Consider the following 19354-nt stretch of genomic DNA (forward strand, 5'->3'; position numbering starts at 1 on the left):
TTAGAAGTTAACATTTAGACCCAATGAATAAACAGTGGAGAAAGGATAGGTTTTACCATCATTCCAACCGGATAATCCTACTGATTCAGGATCAAATATTTTAGACATTTTAGAGAAGGTCAAAAGATTTTCTCCCGATACATAAAAGCGGGCGTTTCCTACACCAATTCTGGAAACAATTTCAGATGGGAGGCTGTAACCAATTTGCAAGTTTTTCAGTCTCATATAGGCTGCACTTTGCAAAAACCTTGTCTGGGTCTGGTTGTTTTTACTATTATCAAATACAGGTCTCGGAAAATAGGAATCAAGATTCACATCTGCCAGTCCTGCTTGTACCATTGGCGAGTTCTCGTCTCTGTAAAAATCCATGTGCTCCATAAATCCAGCTGCCTGCCACATATTTTGACCTCCGGTACCCCAGAAATAGGGTCCGTTTGGCATCCAGTCTCTTTTACCCACACCTTGGATAAAGATTCTGAAATCCCAATTTCTATATTGTCCGGAAAGATCCAGGCTATATCTAAATCGAGGAGTAGAGTTACCTATTATTTTTCGATCTCCTGAATCCCCAAGGGTATTGCTTCCGGCGTTAACTGTTCCATCCCCATTCAAGTCTTTGTACATGATATCTCCGGCCATCCAATTGGTACCCATTTGGTTTTGGTTGGTGGTTTCCAGGTGCTGATCCATTTCTGCCTGATCTTTTGCAATCCCCACTGTCTCATAACCCCAGATATTGCCACTCAATTCACCTTCGTACCACTGACTAAGGTTATAAGTATCGTTTGGATACTTTGTCACTTTCATTTGATCGTCTGAAAGAACACCTCTCACAGTATAATTAAAGTCACCAATATTATCTCTCCAGGTAGACTCAAATTCAAATCCCCAAGATTTTAAATCAGCATTATTGATCAGAGGAACACCTGTTCCCAAAATTGCAGGTAATTCCTGTGCCGGGCCCACCATGTCCAAAGTCAATCGGGTAAAGTAATCAAAATTCATGGTCAGGCGATTGTCAAACATCCCCATATCCAAACCTATATTGTAACTTCTTACTCTTTCCCAAGTCATGAACCTACTGATTAAACCGGGTGCAGTAGCAGTATTTGGCTTTACACCATTTACTAACCAACTTCCGGAATTAACTGAGAAAGGCTGCGTAAGGTAAAATGGGTACCAGCTTGAAGTATTCTGATTGCCCAGTTCTCCATAAGAGCCCCTGATTTTAAACATCTGAATTTTGTCATCCCAAGTCCAAAAGTCTTCTCGAGCTAAATTATAACCTACTGATGCAGAGTTAAACAAATTCCACCTCAAGTCCTGAATAAACCTTGAAGAGCCATCATACCTTGAATTGAATTCAAAAAGGTATTTTTCTTTGTAGTTATAGTTCAATCTTCCAAAGAAACCGGCGGTAGCCCAATGATTAAGGGCACCTGCATTTTGAAAATTGTCAGTAGCCGTATTGATAGAAATTACAGTAGGAGTAATTAAACCCGTTCTACTAGCACTGATGTTTCTGTATTTATTCAATTCAGAATTGAAACCTGCCATTACCTTAAAGTTATGGCCTTCACCAATCTCAAAGCTGTAATCAGAATAGATATTTGTGGTAAAGAAATCCTCTTTCTGGTTGAATTGACTTACTGCAGTATGTCCTGCGGCATTCCAGAATACAGGTGCCGGATAAGCTTCTCCATCAACATCATAAGCAAAGGCGGGTAAAACGTTGGTGTCATTATTGGTATTGATCAACCTGTAGTTAATGCTGGCAATGATATTCCAGTTATCTTTTGGGGTATAAGTCAATTGACCCTGCATATAATAGAAGTCTTTCAGGTTGTTTACCCTACCTCCTGTTTTCATCTGATTGATTTCAGAAGGGTAAGAATAATAGCCATTGGGATCTTTTACCGGCACAGTTGGCCATCTTCTGGCAACATTGTGATAAAACAAGTTGTTCAAATGCATCGCTTTTGTGAAATTTTCTCTCACAAACCTATTGTTGTATAAAAAGGAAAGCTTATCGTTAATTTTAAGGTCAACTTTCGCAGTGATGCCATACCTGTTGAAATTATCGTCTGCATGTCTGGTAAGTCCACCCTGGTCCAGGTAATTGGCCGAAACGTAGTATTTGGCATTTTCACTCCCACCATTCACACTCAAATTGTGTTCTTGACTAAAAGTCATTGATTTATATTGCTCTGCAAACCAATCCGTATTTCCATTGGATGCAGAATAATATTGCCAACGTTCTCCATTATTATCAGGAATGGTAGAAGTTTCTAGCGTACCATTTTGGTATTGAACAATGCGATCTATGGTTTCATCGTCAAATATGGGGCTTCTTCCCGCATGGTATGCCGCTTCATTGTAATACAAAGCAAAAGTATGTGAATCCATCATCTCGGGCAAACCCCTAGGCTGTCCAAAACGGAAGTTATTGTTGTAATTTACTTTGGCCTTTCCTTCTTTACCACTTTTAGTCGTTACTAAGATCACACCAAATGCCGCTCTTGACCCATAAACAGATGCAGCAGCTGCATCTTTTAGCACCGTAATATTTTCAATGTCCTGAGGATTAAGGGCATTCAAATCTCCGTCCATTCCATCGATTAATACCAAAGGGGAAGAGGTAGAGCCTTGTCCTATAGTACCGGCACCTCTAATATTGAAGTTTAAAGATTGATCCAATTCGCCTCCAAGACCACCGGTTTGCAAATTTAGCCCCGGGATAACACCTTGAAGCATTTGCCCCACATTTTGTACCGGCCTCTCTGCAATTACTGCTGCGTCTATGGTAGTTACCGCTCCAGTTAAGTTAGCCTTTTTCTGCTCTCCAAAACCAACAACTACCACTTCATTTAGTGAAGAAATTTCTTCAACAAGGGTAACATTTATTACGCTTTGGGATCCTACCTTAATCTGTTGAGCTTCGTAACCTATAAATGAAAAAACCAATTCAGAACCTTCAGGTACACTGATGGAGTATTTGCCATCCAAATCCGTGGCCGTACCTATGGAAGTTCCCGGTATAGAAACTGTGACCCCTGGTATAGGTGCGCCGCTTTCGTCAACAACCGTACCCCTAATATCTATAGCAAATTTTTCAATTTTATTTTTTGCTAAAACCGGTGACAGTTTATTAACCTTTGACTTTTTTATTACGTATATATTCTCGTTAACCCTTTTAAAGTCATAAGGGACTATGGTCGCTAACCTTTCAAGTGCCTCTTTCAGGTTACTGGAAACACTAAGCTTAACTTTGGTTTTATCTGTCAATACGGATTGATTGTAAGCAAAAATGAAATCAGTTTGCTTTTCTAACTTACTTAGAACATCAACCAACGATTCTCCGTTGGCATACAATTGAACCTGATAATCTTCCAAACTCTGGCTGGTAGAAGGCTCTGCCACCAAGGTCTGGATTCCCAACAACATGGGTAAGAAGAGTTTTAAAGTTTGTTTTGAAATACGCACAATTATCCTCAGTAAATAATTTTTCATACTTTTATAAGGTTAAATTAATAAATGTAGGTTTTAGCCGGACTCGGATAATTCCTTTTGATTTAATCCCGGAACTGTTGCAGCAGTTCCGGATCTTTTTGTTAAAGTTTTAAAGCTTACATAGGCAGTTTCATTTAATTGATGCAACTTTTATAGTTTAGAATAATCTTTCTTTCATCTACCTTTTCCCAGTCAAAATCAACTATGTTTTTTAATCCATATAGGATTGAATAGAGGCTTTTATTGGAATAAGTAGAACGAATGGTACAGGATTCATCAACGTCCCCTCTAATTTCGATTTCAATGTGGTACATGGATCCAATAGTGGCTATAACATCTTCGAATGGAACAAAGTCGAATGACATCTTTTCAGCTTTCCAAGCTAGTTCTTCTTCTATGTCAATTTCTTCCACATAAACTTCCTTGTTGATTCGATTGATGGTTGCTTTCTGATTTGGATCAATTAAATTTAAACTTGCTCCTTTAGTGAGATCATTTGTCACGCCAACCTTTCCACTTGCAACCACCACTTCAACCAACTCCTCATTGGCAGCATTTATATTAAAGGAAGTTCCCAATACCCGCGTTAAAACACCATTGGTAACCACTTCAAATGGTTTTTCCTTATTTTTAACTACATTAAAAAACCCTTCTCCTTCCAAGATCACCTCTCTTTTGTCCCCGGAGAAATTTATTGGAAATCGGATACGAGAATTGGTATTCAAAAATACTGTCGAACCATCAGGTAAGGTAAATGTTCCTTTCTGGGTTTGACTGGTCACTTTTTCTACCCATTCCTGATCAGCTTTACTTCCAAGGCCGTAAGAAAACAAAAAATAAGTCAGGGAAAAACCTATCAATAAAACGGCCGCCCATTTGAAAATGATCAAAGGATTAAACGAAACCTGATTACCCTTTTTCCTTTCATCAATCTTTCGCTTGACATTGTTTTTCAATGCCAATTCCTCAGCCGGAGATAGCGGCCAATCTATTTCTCTCCTCTGAATCAGATCAAAAATCTGTTTTATTTGATCTATTTCTTCGGGACTAGCCTTTCCATTGGCCTGCTTCTTTAATAAAGCTATAAATATTTCTTTGTTCATTGATTTCATGCTTGTCATAATAAAAGTAACATGAAACCCGTTTTACACTTAGAAAGTAAAAAATTTATTTAAACAATTACCTACTTTTAATAATTTATTAATCAAACTAATTTAATATTTTTAAATTATAATTTTAAATATTGGATAAACTAAAAAATTTATTAAATTAAATAGGTGAAAAATTGGTAAAAACAAAAAAATATTCCGTTCACATTTTTTTTAATAAATTTTAAGGCTTTATTCAAATGGGCTTCAACTGTGCGGATTGAAATATTCAATTGGCTTGCAATTTCTTTATTTGAAAGTTGTTCTTCCCTACTTAGAATGAAAACTTCTCGACACTTCGCAGGTAATTGATTTATTATAATTTTTAAATTAGAGGCCATCTCTTTTTCTTCCAAGAGCAAGTCAACCCCCAAATTATCCGGCAGATGATTAAAAAACTGATCAAGATCAGTTGTCGGTTTTAAATCCCTAATAGCGTTCATCGCCTGAAATTTAACCGCCCTAAACAGGTAGCTCTCTAATTTTTCAATTTTATTGGACTTAGCTCTTTCCCATAATTTCACAAATACCTCTTGCACAATATCTTCACAAACAATCTGATCTTCAAAGATTTTATAGGCATATACAAAAAGCTGCTTCCAATACTTTTCGTAAATAGCATTGAATGCCTCCTCTTTTCCTTTATAAAGGAGTCGACTAAGATCTTTATCAGTTAAGTTCAATTAGCTTTATAGGATATTTTGACCGCTAAATAAAGCTATTTTTTATTTATCAAAAAAATTAAAATTTCATGAAATAAATGAAATAAAATGACTAAGTAAATGCATATCCCACCCCTTTTATAATGAAAAATATGGTCTTTAATACCTGATTTCAAATAAATTACTTCCTTCAATAAAAATACGGTCTAAGCTATTTGTAAATCTAATTTATCATCAATTTCGGGAAAAATTAATCACCTATATCCTTACTTTTACCTTTACTATTGATAAACCATTCCTTTTCACCAAAAAAATTATTGTATATCAATTAATTTATTATTGAAGGTTTTTTCGATGTACTATAACTGGGAACCACGGGTTTGATTCCAAATTCATCGGCATGTTTCATGGCTGTTACAATATCATTGACCAAAGGGAATTCTATTCCCAAATCAAACAATTGCTTCATAATCTCAGGATCATCAGTTCCGAAATAATTGATACCTATACCTTTTTCATGAAGGCTTTTGGTATAATTTTGAAATTCCGGCGTAATAGGGCCTTTCAATTGAATAAAATTCGCTTTCATTGCAATGGTCCCTTCCACATAGTCCAATCCTCCGGATTGTCTCTCCATATTACAGATCAAAATTTTATCTGAAACAGACCTTGCCCCCTTTGCTGCACCTTCTCGTACAGCCATTACTGCCTGGTGGGTTTTTTCCATTTCCAGAATAACCTCAGCAACTTTTTTACCTAGCTCATATCCACCCTTCAAATGAACATTTAACCAAATATTAGCCGGCATCATTTCCAAAACCTCTCTTAAAACAGGCACCTGGGTACCGGCAAAAGCCTTGTCTTTCCAGCTCCCGGCATCCAAGCTTCTTATTACTTTCGAATCGGTTAAGGCCACTTCCCCACTTCCGTTGGTGGTTCTGTCCAATGTCCCATCATGCATGATAATCAATGCAGAATCCCTGCTAAACTGAACATCAAATTCAATCATCTGCGCTCCTGAAGCAATGGATTGTTCAAATGCCGGAATGGTATTTTCGGGATGACTAGTCATCGCTCCCCTGTGCGCACAAAAGCCTTTGCTCGGCATTTCTACATTTTGAGCAATGGTATTTTGTAGCAGAGTTACACTCATCAATAATAATAGAATGATAAGTGCTGAAACACCTTTTCCACTAACTACATTAATAGAAATCCTGTTTTTAATTGAATTTTGTAAGGGCATGTTTTCTTCTGATGAATTTAATCAAATTTATTGTTTGCGATCGATTAACAAGGTAATTCCCTTTACCGAAAATTTCAAACCATTAGTCCTAGTAATAAAGCCCCAAATCAAATTGATAACAAGGATTTGACAATTATTTAATCAGGAGTGAGGAATTTGAGCTTGATTTATGATTTGAACCCAAATGGAGCGGTTTTGTCAGTATTGTTGCATAAAAAGGCAACAATACTGATAAATCCGTGATATACTTGTTAATTCCCCAAATGGCTATGAGCCATGAGTATGTTATTACGACCCGTTGGATCTAATGATCCAAAAAAATAAAAAAGCATGGTTTTAAATTAATTCCGGCACATAAACGAAGCGCTAATGCAAATCTCAAGTTTAATTTAAAAAAAACTACCTATCCAAACCTTTTTCTAACCCCTCAGCTCTGCCAAGCCTTTTAATCGTCCTATTGCAGAATAACCTGGGTTTGTTTGCTTGTCGAGGTCATCTAAAAGCTGATGACCATGGTCCGGTCTGTAAATGATAGGAGTATTTCGCTTTTTATTCAACCTAATTAATTGTTGCATAATAGAAACCATATCTATATCTCCATCCAAATGTTCCGCTTCATAAAAATCTCCCCTATTGTTCCTTTTGACATTTCTAAGGTGTGCAAAATGAACCCTTTCTCCAACCTTAGCCAAAATATCCGGTAGATCGTTGTGTGCTCCCGCACCTAAAGATCCGGTACAAAAACAGACACCGTTGAAAGATTCCGGAACTTTATCCAGAATGTACAATAGGTCCTCATCATTAGAAGTAATCCTTGGTAAACCCAATATTGGAAATGGAGGATCATCAGGATGAATGGTCATGGTAATCCCTTCTTCTTCACAGGTCTGCTGAATGGATTTAAGAAAGTAAACCAGGTTATCCCTAAGTCCATCTTTCCCAATTTCTTTATAAATAGCAATACTATTCATAAGGTCTTCTTTTGTCATGCTCTTTTCAGTGGGCACACCCATGAGAATGATATCGGAAAGCTCCTTTTTCCTTTCTTCATTCATGTCAACCCACCTTTGCTTTGCTAACTCGACTACTTCATCGGAGTAGAAGGCGAAAGCATTTTTCTTTCCAATATATACTGGTCAAAACTTGCCAAATCTGCCCAATCAAAATAAAGCGCTTTGGCCCCATTTTGAAGACCATAAGAAAGGTCGGTTCTAGTCCAATCTAAAACGGGCATGAAATTATAGCACACAAGTTTAAGACCTGCCTTAGAAAGATTTTTTAATGTTGTCCTATAATTATCAAGGTAATTTTCGCTTGCATCACTCCTTGTTTTTATGGCTTCATGAACAGGAACAGATTCTACTATGGACCATTTTAATCCTGAAGCTTCTATCAAGGATTTCCTTTCTAAAATCTCTTCCAATGGCCAGACTTCTCCATGTGGTATATAATGCAAGGCAGAAACTACATCTGTAGCTCCTGCCTGCTGAATATCTCTAAGACTTACGGGATCATTGGGTCCAAACCAACGCCAGCTTTGAATCAATGTCATACTATATCTAATGATTTAATCATATAACATTAGTTGTTCCGTAAGGGTATCTTTGTGGCCGAGAAAGCATTGCATTGGCCTCGTCATCATTTTTAAACTTTTCCCTTACAGGATCCCAGTAAAGTTTCCTAGGCAGCTTCATGGCAATATGAGAAACCAGACAAGCACTACAAGACCTGTGAGCGACTTCTACTGGAGCGATTGGCTGCTCCCTTGAAACTATACAGTCAAGCCAGTTTTTATGTTGTTCTTCACTTTCATAAAGATGGACTTCATCAGGACCAATTTCAGAAGTAAGTATTTTTTGATCGCTTGCTTTAAACGCATCACTTGCTTTACCTCCGGGAACGGGATCGCTGGCAGTCACACCAACATTTCCTCTGGCAACAAAAATCCATCCTTCAGTTCCTTCAAATCGTACACCATTCGGGTAATCTCCGCTCACTTCCATGATCACGTCATTGTCATACTTGGCCTTCACGTGAAAATCACCATGAACAGTCCATAAGCCTTCAGTAGGAAATGAAGCTGTCGCTTCAACCTCAATAGGACCAGAATATTCTTTACCCATCGCCCAATGTGCAATGTCTAAATGGTGGGCTCCCCAACCTGTAATCATCCCGGCGCCAAACTGCTCACAACGCAACCATCCGGGTCTTGAAGTAATGTCATCTTGAGAATGAACCCGATCGAGGGTGTAAGGTACCCAAGGGGTTGATCCTAACCACATTTCATAGTTGAGGTTTTTTGGTATTGGCATTTCTGTCGCTACACCTCCTGCCGGATCACCAGGCAAACCGATAAAGATTTTTTTAACCTTTCCAATACGGCCATTACGAACCAATTCACATGCCCTTTTAAATTGAGGCCATGGATTTTGAGATCGTTGCTGACTACCCATTTGGAAAATAGCGCCCGTTCTATGAACTGTATCACTCAGCATTCTACCCTCTTCAATGGTTAAAGATGTGGGTTTTTGTAAATAAATGTCTTTACCTGCAAGCGCTGCTTCCATTGCCGGTTGTGCATGCCAATGATCCGAGTAGTACTGATAATCACCGCATCTAAATCTTTGCGCTGAATCATTTCCTTGAAATTGTTGTAAACACTTACGTCAACATACTTGGCTTTTCCGGTTTTTTTCTCGTAAACTCCTTCAATCCATTTTTTACCCTGTGCACCACGATTGCTGTCCACATCTGCCACAGCTATTACCCTTGCAATGTCATTCTTTAATGTTTCAGGCAAATCATGGGTCATGGCAATCCTTCCAAAGCCAATTTGACCAATATTGATCTTATTGCTTGGAGCATTTTTTCCTAATACTGAAGCGGGAACAATGGTTGGAAACCCTGTGGCGGCCAAAGATGCTGCTAAAGCACCTTTACCGGTAGATTTTATAAAGTTCCTTCTGGATTCACTGTTATTTTTGAGGTTTTTCATAGAAACATTTTTGTTATCGTTCTATTGAGTTATAGCTATTTATTGAATAGTTTTATTTATTTGAATTGTACCGGACTATCCCAAGCTTTAGCATAGGCTTTGGAATAGTCCTTCTTGGTTACACGTTCAGCCACATAGTTCATCCCTTGGTAAATATGTTTTAAAAATACAGGATCTTCGTAATCATCTTTATGGTGGCCTAAAGCCGTTACCCATGCAACGCCTCCATCAAAGTCTTGGTGCCAAACCGCTGGATAATACCTGTGAAAAGAGGCAGTTAGTTCTTTTACCCTGTCATTCTGATCTCCATTCAAAGAAGTCAAATCATGAGCCATCACTACTTTAATTCCCGGATATAGTTCTTTCATTAAGTAACATTCATCTTCCTTTTCCCAAATATTAGGTAATCCTTCCATAGAGACATGGCTAGGATCAATTTTGGTGATGGCAAGTTTTTGGAATTTTGGATGCCACACAAATCTTCCACCAATGAGCATTTTAAACCACTCCCAATTTCGCTCAGTACCAACAGCAGAATGGATGCCTACTATTCCTCCTCCCGATTGAATGTACCTTCTAAAAGCCAATCTCTGGTTATTATCGGTGAAGACCTCATTGTTGGTACTAGGAAAGACCATTAAATCTACTGTTTTAAGGTTCTCTTCGGTGAAATAAGCCGCGTCATCCGTCACCGTAACATTAAAATTATACTTCACCGCCAATTTCTCAAGACTTGCAACAGCAAAAGGAATATTATCATGGACAAAGCCTTCTCCATTTTTGAAAAAAACCAAGACGTTTTTATTCTTTAAGTGATTTTTAGGTGGCTTGGCTTCAGCTGAAAAATTGCTAAACAAGACAATAATTGCCATAAAAACGGCGAATTGAACTTGTTTTTTTAAGATTGATTTACTTGTACTACTTAACATTATTTTTGGTTGATTTAGAACGAATTGTAATTGGATACTATAATTTATTTATGGTAATTTTTGGAGGTTTAGCAAACTGATTCCAAGCTGCTTCCGCCTCTTCAGGACTAATTTTCTTTGAAGATACTAAAAACCTATAATTTAGCTGATAGGCCTTTCCTGCCACCAACACCCAGTTTTTGTTTTTTGTAGGTGCAAAATTGGCATACATATCCCCTTTGTCATAAATGTCTTCCGGCCAAATCCTTAAAGGTTCAGGGTGGTTGAAATTTGCAGGAAAAGACATCATCACCACAGCCCCAAAGTCATCGCCTAATTCACCTTGAACGATACACCATCTTGCTAGACTTCCGTCTGCCGATTTTCTATCTAAACCTTCCGAGGTAATCACTTCGCTATTGTATCGATTCCACAATTCAGTAGCTCGCCAACCCAAGCTCCCATATCTGTATTCTTGTAATACAATTGAATCATCAGGGTTCGTATTTAGCACAATACTAATATCGGCTAAATAATATTCGTCATTCTCTTTTTCTGCGAAAATCCTTACTCCTTGTACCTCAGAAAAAGCTACTTCCGGTTCTGTTCTATCTTTCAAAACCACATGTTCATGCAAAACTTTATAATCTGCATAAACCGGACCTGAAGTTCTATTGACATAGTTGGCAAACCTTACAGTCCCCTGTTTATCATTCAAGTTCCAAAAATCAATCGTATCATTTTTATAACCTACCCGTGTCCAGGGATTCCATAATCCATAATGGTGGTAATGGTCCGAAGGTTGTATTCTTGTTAAGGACAGCCCTTCAGGGGTACGCATTGGATGCACAAACCCACTTCTAGCATATGCAGGGGCCACACCCTCAGGTGGCATGGTCAACCCATGGTTGTATTGCCACAAATCCAATCCTTCTTTTTTGACGACAAGGGCTGTCTCATTAAGATCCAAAGAGAAAAACACATCGGAAACTCTCTTTCTATTTTTTTGCGAAGTTCAAAGGAATAGCTGGTTTGTCCTTCTTTTGGTTTTACCATCCAGGTCAACTTCCGGCCATTTAAATTGTCTAATTGAAAAGGTACCTCATAGGGCTTTTCTTCACTTATATTTACCATTATCAAAAGTGAATCCTGCAATTCTGTAATGGAATTGAGATCTATAGTAACAGGGTAAGCAAATTTTGAAGGCTCCACTTCCTCCAATGATATCTTCGCAATGGTTTGCCCTACTCCAACCAATGGAAGCAAACAAGCTATCAAAGCGCAGATGAGTAGATTAAATTTCATATTGAAGTGTTATTGGGATATTGCATTAAACGTCTCTTTCCGTAAACATATCAATATATTTAATTCAATACAACCGATTTCATAAATTATTTTATCTGTTTTAATGTATAAAAACCATTAAAAAAGCAATTTATTACGCCCAATATCTATTGAAACATTGAATAAAAGAAAGAATAATGATTTAACAGTCAGTAAATGGATAGATAAAATTTTATTTTTATACTTATTTTAAAATATTACCTTTATTTACAAAAAGGAAATCTTTCCACAGAAATAGTACACTTAAATTCCTGACAATTGAAATCGGTTGCATTATTCTATTTTTTTAAGTAGTATTATGTTTAATTACCGCCAAGTAACCTAATAAATGGATAAAGAAATAACGATTTACGACATTGCCAAAGAAGTTGGATTGTCCCCTACCACTGTGAGTAGGGCTCTCAGTAACCACCCTAGAGTCAAAGAAAACACGAAGGAGAAAATTCTTACTGCCGCAAAAAAAATGGGATATCAATCCAATATTTTCGCATCCAGTCTTCGTAAAAAAAGGTCAAAAAGTATAGGCGTAATTATTCCCAAATTAAATAGTCCATTCCAATCATCAGTAATGGCAGGAATGGAAGAAATAGCAACTCAGGCAGGGTATAACTTGGTGATCAGTCAATCCACCGAGTCTTTGGAAAAAGAAATCACCAACGCTACAACGATGTTTAACAGCAGAGTAGATGGCCTTTTGGTATCAAAAGCAGGAACTACTGATGATATCGAACATTTCTCTCCGTTTTTTAAAAAGCATATCCCTGTCTTATTTTTTGATAGGGTGCCCGAAAACAATAACTGTACCGGAGTAGTGATCAACAATACCCAAGCCATTTATGATGCAACCAGTCATTTAATAAAAGAAGGCTGTAAGCGAATTGTCCATGTATTAGGCAACCTAAAAATAAATGTTTATGCCGACCGATTAAAAGGATACAAATATGCACTTTTAGATCACGGTATTGTGTTTGAAGAAAAAACGTAATCAACAGTGACTTGGGAGAAGAGTCAGGTGATAGGATTGTCGAACAAATACTTACATTAAACCCAAAACCGGATGGTCTTCTCGTGTCAAATGATGCATGTGCAGCCAGTTGCCTAATGGCTTTGAAAAGGAAGAATATTAGAATCCCTGAGGATATCGCTATTGTTGGTTTCAACAATGACCTAATATCTAGAATGGTAGAGCCCAACCTTAGCACAATTAACTATCCAAGCTACCACATGGGCGAAGTAGCCATGAAAAACCTAATCAACCACCTGGATGATGAGGACCATGAAATCCTTCAAAAAACCAATACCATTACCCTTAGGCATGAATTAATAATCCGTGGCTCTTCAAAAAGGCAATAAATAATTTTCAATCCTTTTTAAAATGAGCACTAATGATTTATCCAAGAGGCCTACTATTCCTCACTTAATTCATATTTTAAAGTTTTGCCTTTTTCAATGGCCGGAATCCCTTCGGTCATCCATAAAGGAGCTTTTGCTCCTTTCAGGTAGTGATCAAAAAACTGTGACAAGCGGATACTCAAGTCCTTTTTATTTTTTCTTTCTTTAAGGTTATGGTCCTCGCCATTGTAAACCAATAACCATGAAGGGACATTATTTCTTTTTAAGGCCATAAAAAACTCAATTCCTTGATACCAGGGAACCGCTCCATCTTGATCGTTGTGCATGATTAAGGTTGGTGTTTTTACTCGATCTGTAAAAAATAAAGGCGAATTTTCAATATAATGAGACGGTTTTTCCCATAATGTCCCCCTATCCTTGACTGTGTTTGCTCATATTGAAACATTCTACTCATTCCCGATCCCCAGCGAATCCCACCGTAAGCTGAGGTCATATTGACGACAGGCGCTCCTGCTCCTGCGGCTTTAAACAGATTGGTCCGAGTAATTACATAAGCCACTTGATATCCACCCCAACTTTGTCCTTGTATGCCTATATTCTCTTTGTCAACAAATCCTTTTGCAATCATTGCTTGAACTCCCGGAACAATACAGTCGTATGCACTTGGTCCAGGCAACCCTATTTTGTACTTTATATCCGGAACAAAAACCAAATAGTCATTGCTTACAAAATAAGGAATATTAATTATGGAGGCTGATGGTACCGGAGAATAATAATGGTGTAAAGCATCGGATCTACGCTCATAAAAATATACCATCATGGGGTATTTCTTTTGAGGATCAAAATTTTCAGGTTTAAATAGTAAGCCTTTCATCTCATCTCCATCATTTGACAGAAAGTCAACCAATTCTACATTCCCCCATTTAATACTACTCTGTTGGGTATTTATTTCACTTAGTTGTTCATGTTTTCGGAAGGCAGCATTCGTATAATATACATTAGGGCTATTTTTAAAGGTAGACTTTTGGTAGATGAAATGACTTTTGTCTTTCGAAACTTTCAATCCACTATAGTTGGCATCTCCAAAAACCAATTTCTTAGGTAAATTTACTCCTTTCCAGTCTCCTAGGAAATAACCACTACTTTTAGTGTTTTGATCCACCCCCTCAGCACCATTTCTTCATTTACCTCGAAATAGTCTTTTTTAGTATCTAAATTTACAAATCGATAGATCATGTGAACCTTTTCAGCTCCACCCTTTGTAAGATTTTGAGCTTTTTGCGTCTGCAATGGATCCACTTTCCATATGTGGTACTGGCCATAAACTAGAAAATACTCATCTGCTGTGGTCCAGCCAGCATTCCCATAACTTCCTGGTAAAGCCGGACTGTCGTGCAATTGATTGTAAAATAAATCATCAATCTCTGCGGTAAGTTTAATTTCCATCTTACTTTCCAAATCTATTGCCCTCCAAGAACTGTCCGGAGCATTGTACCAATAAACATAATTACCTGAAGGTGAAACCCTTGGACTTCCAATTAAATTTTCCTTTAATAATTCGACCTCTCCGGTTTTTAAATTAATCTTACTAAGGTCTTCTCCGGATTGAATGTCCCAACTGTAATTCCTCCTGTAAGGGCTATTGTCACGTTTGATGGCCCAGTCTCCCCTTTTAAATCTATTGAAATGTACTTGAGAACTATTAGACTCACCGAGATCAACGATTTCATCAGTTTCCATATGGTAAACTGCTAGCTTGCTTTCTTTTTCTTTATCCTTAAGATTCTTTATTTGCATGGGCTGAATCTCAGCATCTTGCCAGCCCCAAATATCAATTTCTACCCTTTCTTCCTTCAGAATGGTAGTATCTTCTAAATAAGGATAATCTTTTGGCAAAGGTTGCCATCCAAATACCAAGTATTTGCCTGATTCTGAGAATGAAGGAGAGTAGTGTTCACTTATGTTATGGGCAGGCACATTGGGAACCTCCTTTAAAACTTTCAGGTTACCCTGATCATCCACTAATAACAATTGATACATTTTTAACTCTTCCTCAAGAACAGTTTTACTAGCCAAAATGGCAAATTGATCCCCTTTGAATGAAAAAACAGGGAATTTATATGAAGTAAAATTTTCAATGGGTTTTGATGTATCACCGGTTTCTAAATCAAGAATGGTCACAGATTTTGAGGTGGCTACTGAGTCTAGTTCTTTTCTTACCACAAACAGGCGCTCACCATTGTCAGAAAAACCATAATCCAATACTTCACTAAAGTTATAAGCCCTTTCAGTCCCAAATTCATGAACCTTTAAATCAAAGTTTTTCTTCGTTGGATTCTTTATTATTGGCACTTGAATCAAGCTCTACACTGATGGTTTGATGGTAAGCATACCATCCTTTTTCTTCCTTAGGTAATTTAACACCATTGATTTCAGGAATTTTTACTTTTTCACCACTCTTTAGCTCAAGTAGAAATAAGCTATCCTTTGGAAAATCATCTTTCTTTAATTTTTGCAGTTTAAGTTGCCGTAGGCTGTCCTTTTCTGGCTTGATCAGCCCGATCAACCACTCACTATTGGAAGAAAAAGAAGCATTAGTAAGCCGGGGGAAGGACACTTTATTTTTATTAGAACCTTCCTTTAGTAGTTCAAGCCTTCCGTCTCCATCTTGTAAAGAAATTTCAATTGTGACCCAATTTCCATCATTTGATATTTGCTTATCACCAATGGACTCCCAATCATCGTAATCTTGATGACTCAGCGAGCGTTTTTCTTGAGCATTTAAATTTTGAAATAATAAAAGGAAAACAAGGATAAAGGAGAATCTCAATTTTTAAAGAAATTTAGGGTTATACAATTTGGACCTAAGATAATCTATTCCTTATTTGTTTCCATAAAAACTAAGAATTTTAGGATAAAATCAGCCTAACCATTCCTTAAATGATGAAGCTTGCTTAGCAGAATAAACCCTACCATGGAAGCAAGCAGTGAAGTTACCTTTTAAGAAGAAATTTCTAAAAATAATTATCATTTGTGTTTATTTAAAACTTAAATAGTAGTAATTTATTTGGCAATGGCGGCCCTCTAAAGTTCTACCTTGTGAAATTAAAGGTCAAAAAATAGCCGTTTATTATTTTAAAAACAGGAATTCTTATTCGTAAAAACAAAAATAGTTATTAAATTCTTTGACAATTTAATAATTTAAGCAGATCTTTATTTTGGAATTAACAATTAACTTAATAAAAAATGGACAAAATTTTAGATATTGACAATGTAGACCTGAAAATTATTTCACTACTTAACAAAGATGCTAAAACCCCATATACCGAGATCGCAAAAAGGTTTTCGTTTCTTCCGGAACTGTTCATGTAAGAATGAGAAAGTTGGAAGACCTTGGTGTCGTAAAGAGTGCAACTTTGAACATTGACTATTCTAAACTAGGTTACGATATTTCGGCTTTCCTTGGGATTTATTTAGAAAAAGCTCCTTATACGATACGGTTATAGAAAAACTAAAAGACATTTCTGAAGTAATTAATGCTTATTATACTACCGGTAATTACAGCATATTCGCCAAAATCATTTGTAAAGACACCAATCATTTAAGAGACGTACTTAACAAAATTCAATTGGTCGAAGGAATTGATAGAACTGAAACCCTCATTGTTCTTGAAGAAAGTATCAATAGGCCTATTCATTTAATAACGGATAAAAAATAACTTCAAATTAATTATTAAGATTAAATCTAAATAAAAAATTTATTTAGATTTTCATATATAGTATATGGTTTTTTCAATATTTACTATTGTAAACAATGGTATTTTTAGAATTTTAACTACTTGACAATCAATTAATTGCATCCCGTAGTAAAAGTTATTTTAGATTATTCAACCACATTTAGAACAATAAAAAATAGATTAATGTTGTATATTTGTGGTTCAAAATATAATTAGTCTAAATAACTCTTTTTTATGAGCAAGGACAATGAAATCTTAGAAGAATTAACATCCAAAGAATATGAGCATGGCTGGTCAGTTGATTATGAAACTGATGAGGCTCCTATTGGTTTAAATGAAAACATCATTCGATGGATTTCTTCAAAAAAGGAAGAGCCCAAATGGCTCTTGGATTGGCGCCTTAAAGCTTTTGAACAATGGAGTAAGATGGAAGAACCTACTTGGGCAAATGTTCAATACCCTAAAGTAGACCTTCAATCATTAAGGTTTTATTCAGCTCCAAAACAAAAAAGCAAGCCAAAAAGTATCAGTGAAGTAGATCCTGAACTTTTGAAAATATATGAAAGACTTGGTATTTCATTAAATGAACAAAAAAGACTTCAAGGAGTAGCTGTTGATGTGGTGTTGGATTCAGTTTCCGTAGGTACTACTTTTAAAGAGACGCTTTCAAAACTTGGCGTAATCTTTTGTTCATTCAGTGAGGCTGTAAAAGAGCATCCGGAATTGGTTAAAAAATACCTAGGTTCCGTTGTGCCTGCTACTGACAACTATTATGCTGCCTTAAATGCAGCAGTATTTTCAGATGGTTCATTTTGTTATATACCCAAAGGTGTGCGTTGCCCAATGGAGCTGTCCACCTATTTCAGAATCAATGCAGCTAACACCGGTCAATTTGAAAGAACGTTAATTGTTGCAGAAGATAAGTCTTATGTATCCTATTTGGAGGGTTGTACTGCGCCCCAAAGAGACGAAAACCAACTTCATGCAGCGGTGGTAGAAATTTATGCTGCAGAGAATGCAGAGGTGAAATACTCTACAGTTCAAAATTGGTATCCGGGAGACAAAGAAGGAAAAGGTGGCATTTACAATTTTGTTACTAAAAGAGGTATATGTGCCGGCGACAACTCTAAAATATCATGGACTCAAGTTGAAACAGGTTCTGCAGTTACTTGGAAATACCCGTCCTGTATATTAAAGGGAAACAATTCGATAGGAGAATTTTACTCTGTTGCTGTTACGAATAATTACCAACAAGCTGATACAGGCACTAAAATGATTCATATTGGAAAAAATACACGTTCCAGAATCGTTTCAAAAGGAATTTCCGCAGGTAAGTCTCAAAATTCTTACAGGGGTCAGGTGCAGGTTATGAAACGTGCCAGCAACGCACGTAATTTCTCTCAGTGTGACTCACTATTGATGGGCGATAAATGTGGTGCCCATACTTTCCCATATATAGACATTCAAAATTCTTCCGCCAAGGTAGAGCACGAAGCTACTACCTCAAAAATTGGAGAGGATCAAATCTTCTATTGTAACCAAAGAGGAATAAGTTCTGAAGATGCTGTGGCATTGATTGTGAACGGTTATGCAAAAGAAGTACTCAATCAACTTCCAATGGAGTTTGCCGTTGAGGCCCAAAAACTATTGGCCCTTACTTTGGAAGGAAGCGTAGGTTAAAAAATTAGAAAAATGTTATCAATAAAAAATTTACATGCTGCAATAGAAGGCAGCCCAATACTGAATGGTATAAACCTTGAAATCAAACCGGGGGAAGTACATGCCATTATGGGGCCAAATGGTTCTGGAAAATCAACTTTGGCTTCTGTTTTAGCCGGACGTGAAGAATATGAGGTTACCGAAGGTTCTGTAACTTTCAAAGGAAAGGACATATTGGAACTTAGTCCTGAAGACAGGGCTAGAGAAGGAGTGTTTTTAGCATTTCAATACCCTGTAGAAATCCCAGGTGTAAGTTCCACTAATTTCCTTAGAACTGCTGTAAATCAAGTCAGAGAATATAGGGGTGAAAGCCCATTGGATGCAGTAAAATTTCTTTCTTTGATGAAAGAAAAGATGAAATTGGTTGAAATTGATCAGAAGTTATTGAGCAGGGCTTTGAATGAAGGTTTTTCCGGGGGTGAGAAGAAAAAGAATGAAATTTTTCAGATGGCCATGCTGGAACCTTCCCTTTCTATTCTTGATGAAACTGATTCCGGTCTGGATATTGATGCCCTAAAGGTGGTAGCCAATGGAGTCAACCAACTAAAATCAAAGGACAATGCAACGATAGTTGTTACACACTATCAGCGTTTGTTGGATTATATTGTACCGGATTATGTTCATGTATTGTACAAAGGTAAAATTGTAAAATCCGGAACTAAAGAATTGGCCTTAGAACTTGAAGCCAAAGGTTACGACTGGATCAAAGATGAATTATCAGGAGCAACGGTTTAGT

At 37.0% G+C, this 19354-nt stretch carries 13 protein-coding genes and 4 pseudogenes; 4 read left to right on the plus strand and 13 right to left on the minus strand.

Annotation, left to right across the window (positions count from 1 at the left end):
• From WG932_RS07735 to WG932_RS07775, 9 genes and pseudogenes are all read right to left on the minus strand, one after another.
• The gene (locus WG932_RS07735; protein WP_339675114.1) at positions 1-3510 is read right to left on the minus strand and encodes a SusC/RagA family TonB-linked outer membrane protein; all 3510 of its coding nucleotides are present in this window, start codon (positions 3508-3510) and stop codon (positions 1-3) included.
• Between the two features lie 134 nt (positions 3511-3644).
• The gene (locus WG932_RS07740) at positions 3645-4613 is read right to left on the minus strand and encodes a FecR family protein (RefSeq protein WP_483087550.1); all 969 of its coding nucleotides are present in this window, start codon (positions 4611-4613) and stop codon (positions 3645-3647) included.
• 161 nt (positions 4614-4774) lie between these two features.
• The gene (locus tag WG932_RS07745) at positions 4775-5341 is read right to left on the minus strand and encodes an RNA polymerase sigma-70 factor (RefSeq protein WP_014022672.1); all 567 of its coding nucleotides are present in this window, start codon (positions 5339-5341) and stop codon (positions 4775-4777) included.
• Positions 5342-5648: 307 nt separating this feature from the next.
• Entirely contained in the window at positions 5649-6563 is a 915-nt protein-coding gene (locus tag WG932_RS07750; protein WP_483087551.1) for a glycerophosphodiester phosphodiesterase, read from the minus strand.
• Between the two features lie 419 nt (positions 6564-6982).
• Positions 6983-8115 (minus strand): annotated as a pseudogene (uxuA, locus tag WG932_RS07755) (mannonate dehydratase).
• Between the two features lie 19 nt (positions 8116-8134).
• Positions 8135-9558: pseudogene (locus WG932_RS07760) on the minus strand (Gfo/Idh/MocA family protein).
• Between the two features lie 56 nt (positions 9559-9614).
• Entirely contained in the window at positions 9615-10487 is an 873-nt protein-coding gene (locus WG932_RS07765) for a ThuA domain-containing protein (protein WP_149392861.1), read from the minus strand.
• A 37-nt stretch (positions 10488-10524) separates the two neighbouring features.
• Positions 10525-11394: a DUF6807 domain-containing protein gene (locus WG932_RS07770; RefSeq protein ID WP_483087552.1), complete on the minus strand. Its 870-nt coding sequence runs from the start codon at positions 11392-11394 to the stop codon at positions 10525-10527.
• A complete protein-coding gene (locus tag WG932_RS07775) occupies positions 11364-11771 on the minus strand; it encodes a hypothetical protein (RefSeq protein WP_483087553.1) in 408 nt (135 codons plus the stop codon). The genes WG932_RS07770 and WG932_RS07775 overlap by 31 nt, the downstream gene beginning before the upstream one ends.
• Positions 11772-12138: 367 nt before the next feature.
• Between WG932_RS07775 and WG932_RS07780 the strand changes: the two are divergent.
• A pseudogene (locus tag WG932_RS07780) lies at positions 12139-13163 on the plus strand (LacI family DNA-binding transcriptional regulator).
• A 53-nt stretch (positions 13164-13216) separates the two neighbouring features.
• Here the strand turns inward: WG932_RS07780 and WG932_RS07785 are convergent.
• Genes WG932_RS07785 through WG932_RS07800 form a run of 4 tightly spaced genes read right to left on the minus strand, consistent with a single transcriptional unit; the run spans position 13217 to position 15993 of the window.
• Complete coding sequence (locus WG932_RS07785; protein ID WP_483088594.1) at positions 13217-13543, minus strand: alpha/beta hydrolase family protein; 327 nt, start codon at positions 13541-13543, stop codon at positions 13217-13219.
• The gene (locus tag WG932_RS07790) at positions 13507-14325 is read right to left on the minus strand and encodes an alpha/beta hydrolase family protein (RefSeq protein WP_483087554.1); all 819 of its coding nucleotides are present in this window, start codon (positions 14323-14325) and stop codon (positions 13507-13509) included. The genes WG932_RS07785 and WG932_RS07790 overlap by 37 nt, the downstream gene beginning before the upstream one ends.
• On the minus strand, positions 14289-15515 hold the full coding sequence (locus WG932_RS07795) for a TolB-like translocation protein (protein WP_483087555.1): 1227 nt from the start codon (positions 15513-15515) through the stop codon (positions 14289-14291). Before WG932_RS07795 ends, WG932_RS07790 begins: the two co-directional genes overlap by 37 nt.
• Positions 15478-15993 carry a hypothetical protein gene (locus tag WG932_RS07800; protein WP_483087556.1) on the minus strand — a complete coding sequence of 172 codons (516 nt, stop codon included), beginning with the start codon at positions 15991-15993 and terminating at the stop codon, positions 15478-15480. Before WG932_RS07800 ends, WG932_RS07795 begins: the two co-directional genes overlap by 38 nt.
• 416 nt (positions 15994-16409) lie before the next feature.
• On the opposite strand from WG932_RS07800, the pseudogene WG932_RS07805 reads away from it, so the two are divergent.
• The 3 genes and pseudogenes from WG932_RS07805 to sufC all read left to right on the plus strand — a co-directional run bounded on the left by WG932_RS07805 (position 16410) and on the right by sufC (position 19353).
• A pseudogene (locus WG932_RS07805) lies at positions 16410-16881 on the plus strand (Lrp/AsnC ligand binding domain-containing protein).
• Between the two features lie 252 nt (positions 16882-17133).
• Positions 17134-18579, plus strand: a complete 1446-nt coding sequence (gene sufB, locus WG932_RS07810) for a Fe-S cluster assembly protein SufB (protein ID WP_014022681.1) — start codon at positions 17134-17136, stop codon at positions 18577-18579.
• Positions 18580-18591: 12 nt separating this feature from the next.
• Positions 18592-19353 (plus strand): Fe-S cluster assembly ATPase SufC, encoded by a 762-nt coding sequence (gene sufC / locus WG932_RS07815; RefSeq protein WP_014022682.1) that lies wholly within the window; start codon positions 18592-18594, stop codon positions 19351-19353.
• Position 19354: the final 1 nt, after the last annotated feature.

This window comes from Cyclobacterium sp. SOCE241, from assembly GCF_056867545.1.

Excerpts from the sequence above, each read along its gene's own strand:
- WG932_RS07735 (WP_339675114.1), bottom strand. The coding sequence starts at position 3,510 with ATGAAAAATTATTTACTGAGGATAATTGTGCGTATTTCAAAACAAACT.
- WG932_RS07740 (WP_483087550.1), bottom strand. The coding sequence starts at position 4,613 with ATGAACAAAGAAATATTTATAGCTTTATTAAAGAAGCAGGCCAATGGA.
- WG932_RS07750 (WP_483087551.1), bottom strand. The coding sequence starts at position 6,563 with ATGCCCTTACAAAATTCAATTAAAAACAGGATTTCTATTAATGTAGTT.
- WG932_RS07765 (WP_149392861.1), bottom strand. The coding sequence starts at position 10,487 with ATGTTAAGTAGTACAAGTAAATCAATCTTAAAAAAACAAGTTCAATTC.
- WG932_RS07775 (WP_483087553.1), bottom strand. The coding sequence starts at position 11,771 with ATGAAATTTAATCTACTCATCTGCGCTTTGATAGCTTGTTTGCTTCCA.
- sufB (WP_014022681.1), top strand. The coding sequence starts at position 17,134 with ATGAGCAAGGACAATGAAATCTTAGAAGAATTAACATCCAAAGAATAT.
- sufC (WP_014022682.1), top strand. The coding sequence starts at position 18,592 with ATGTTATCAATAAAAAATTTACATGCTGCAATAGAAGGCAGCCCAATA.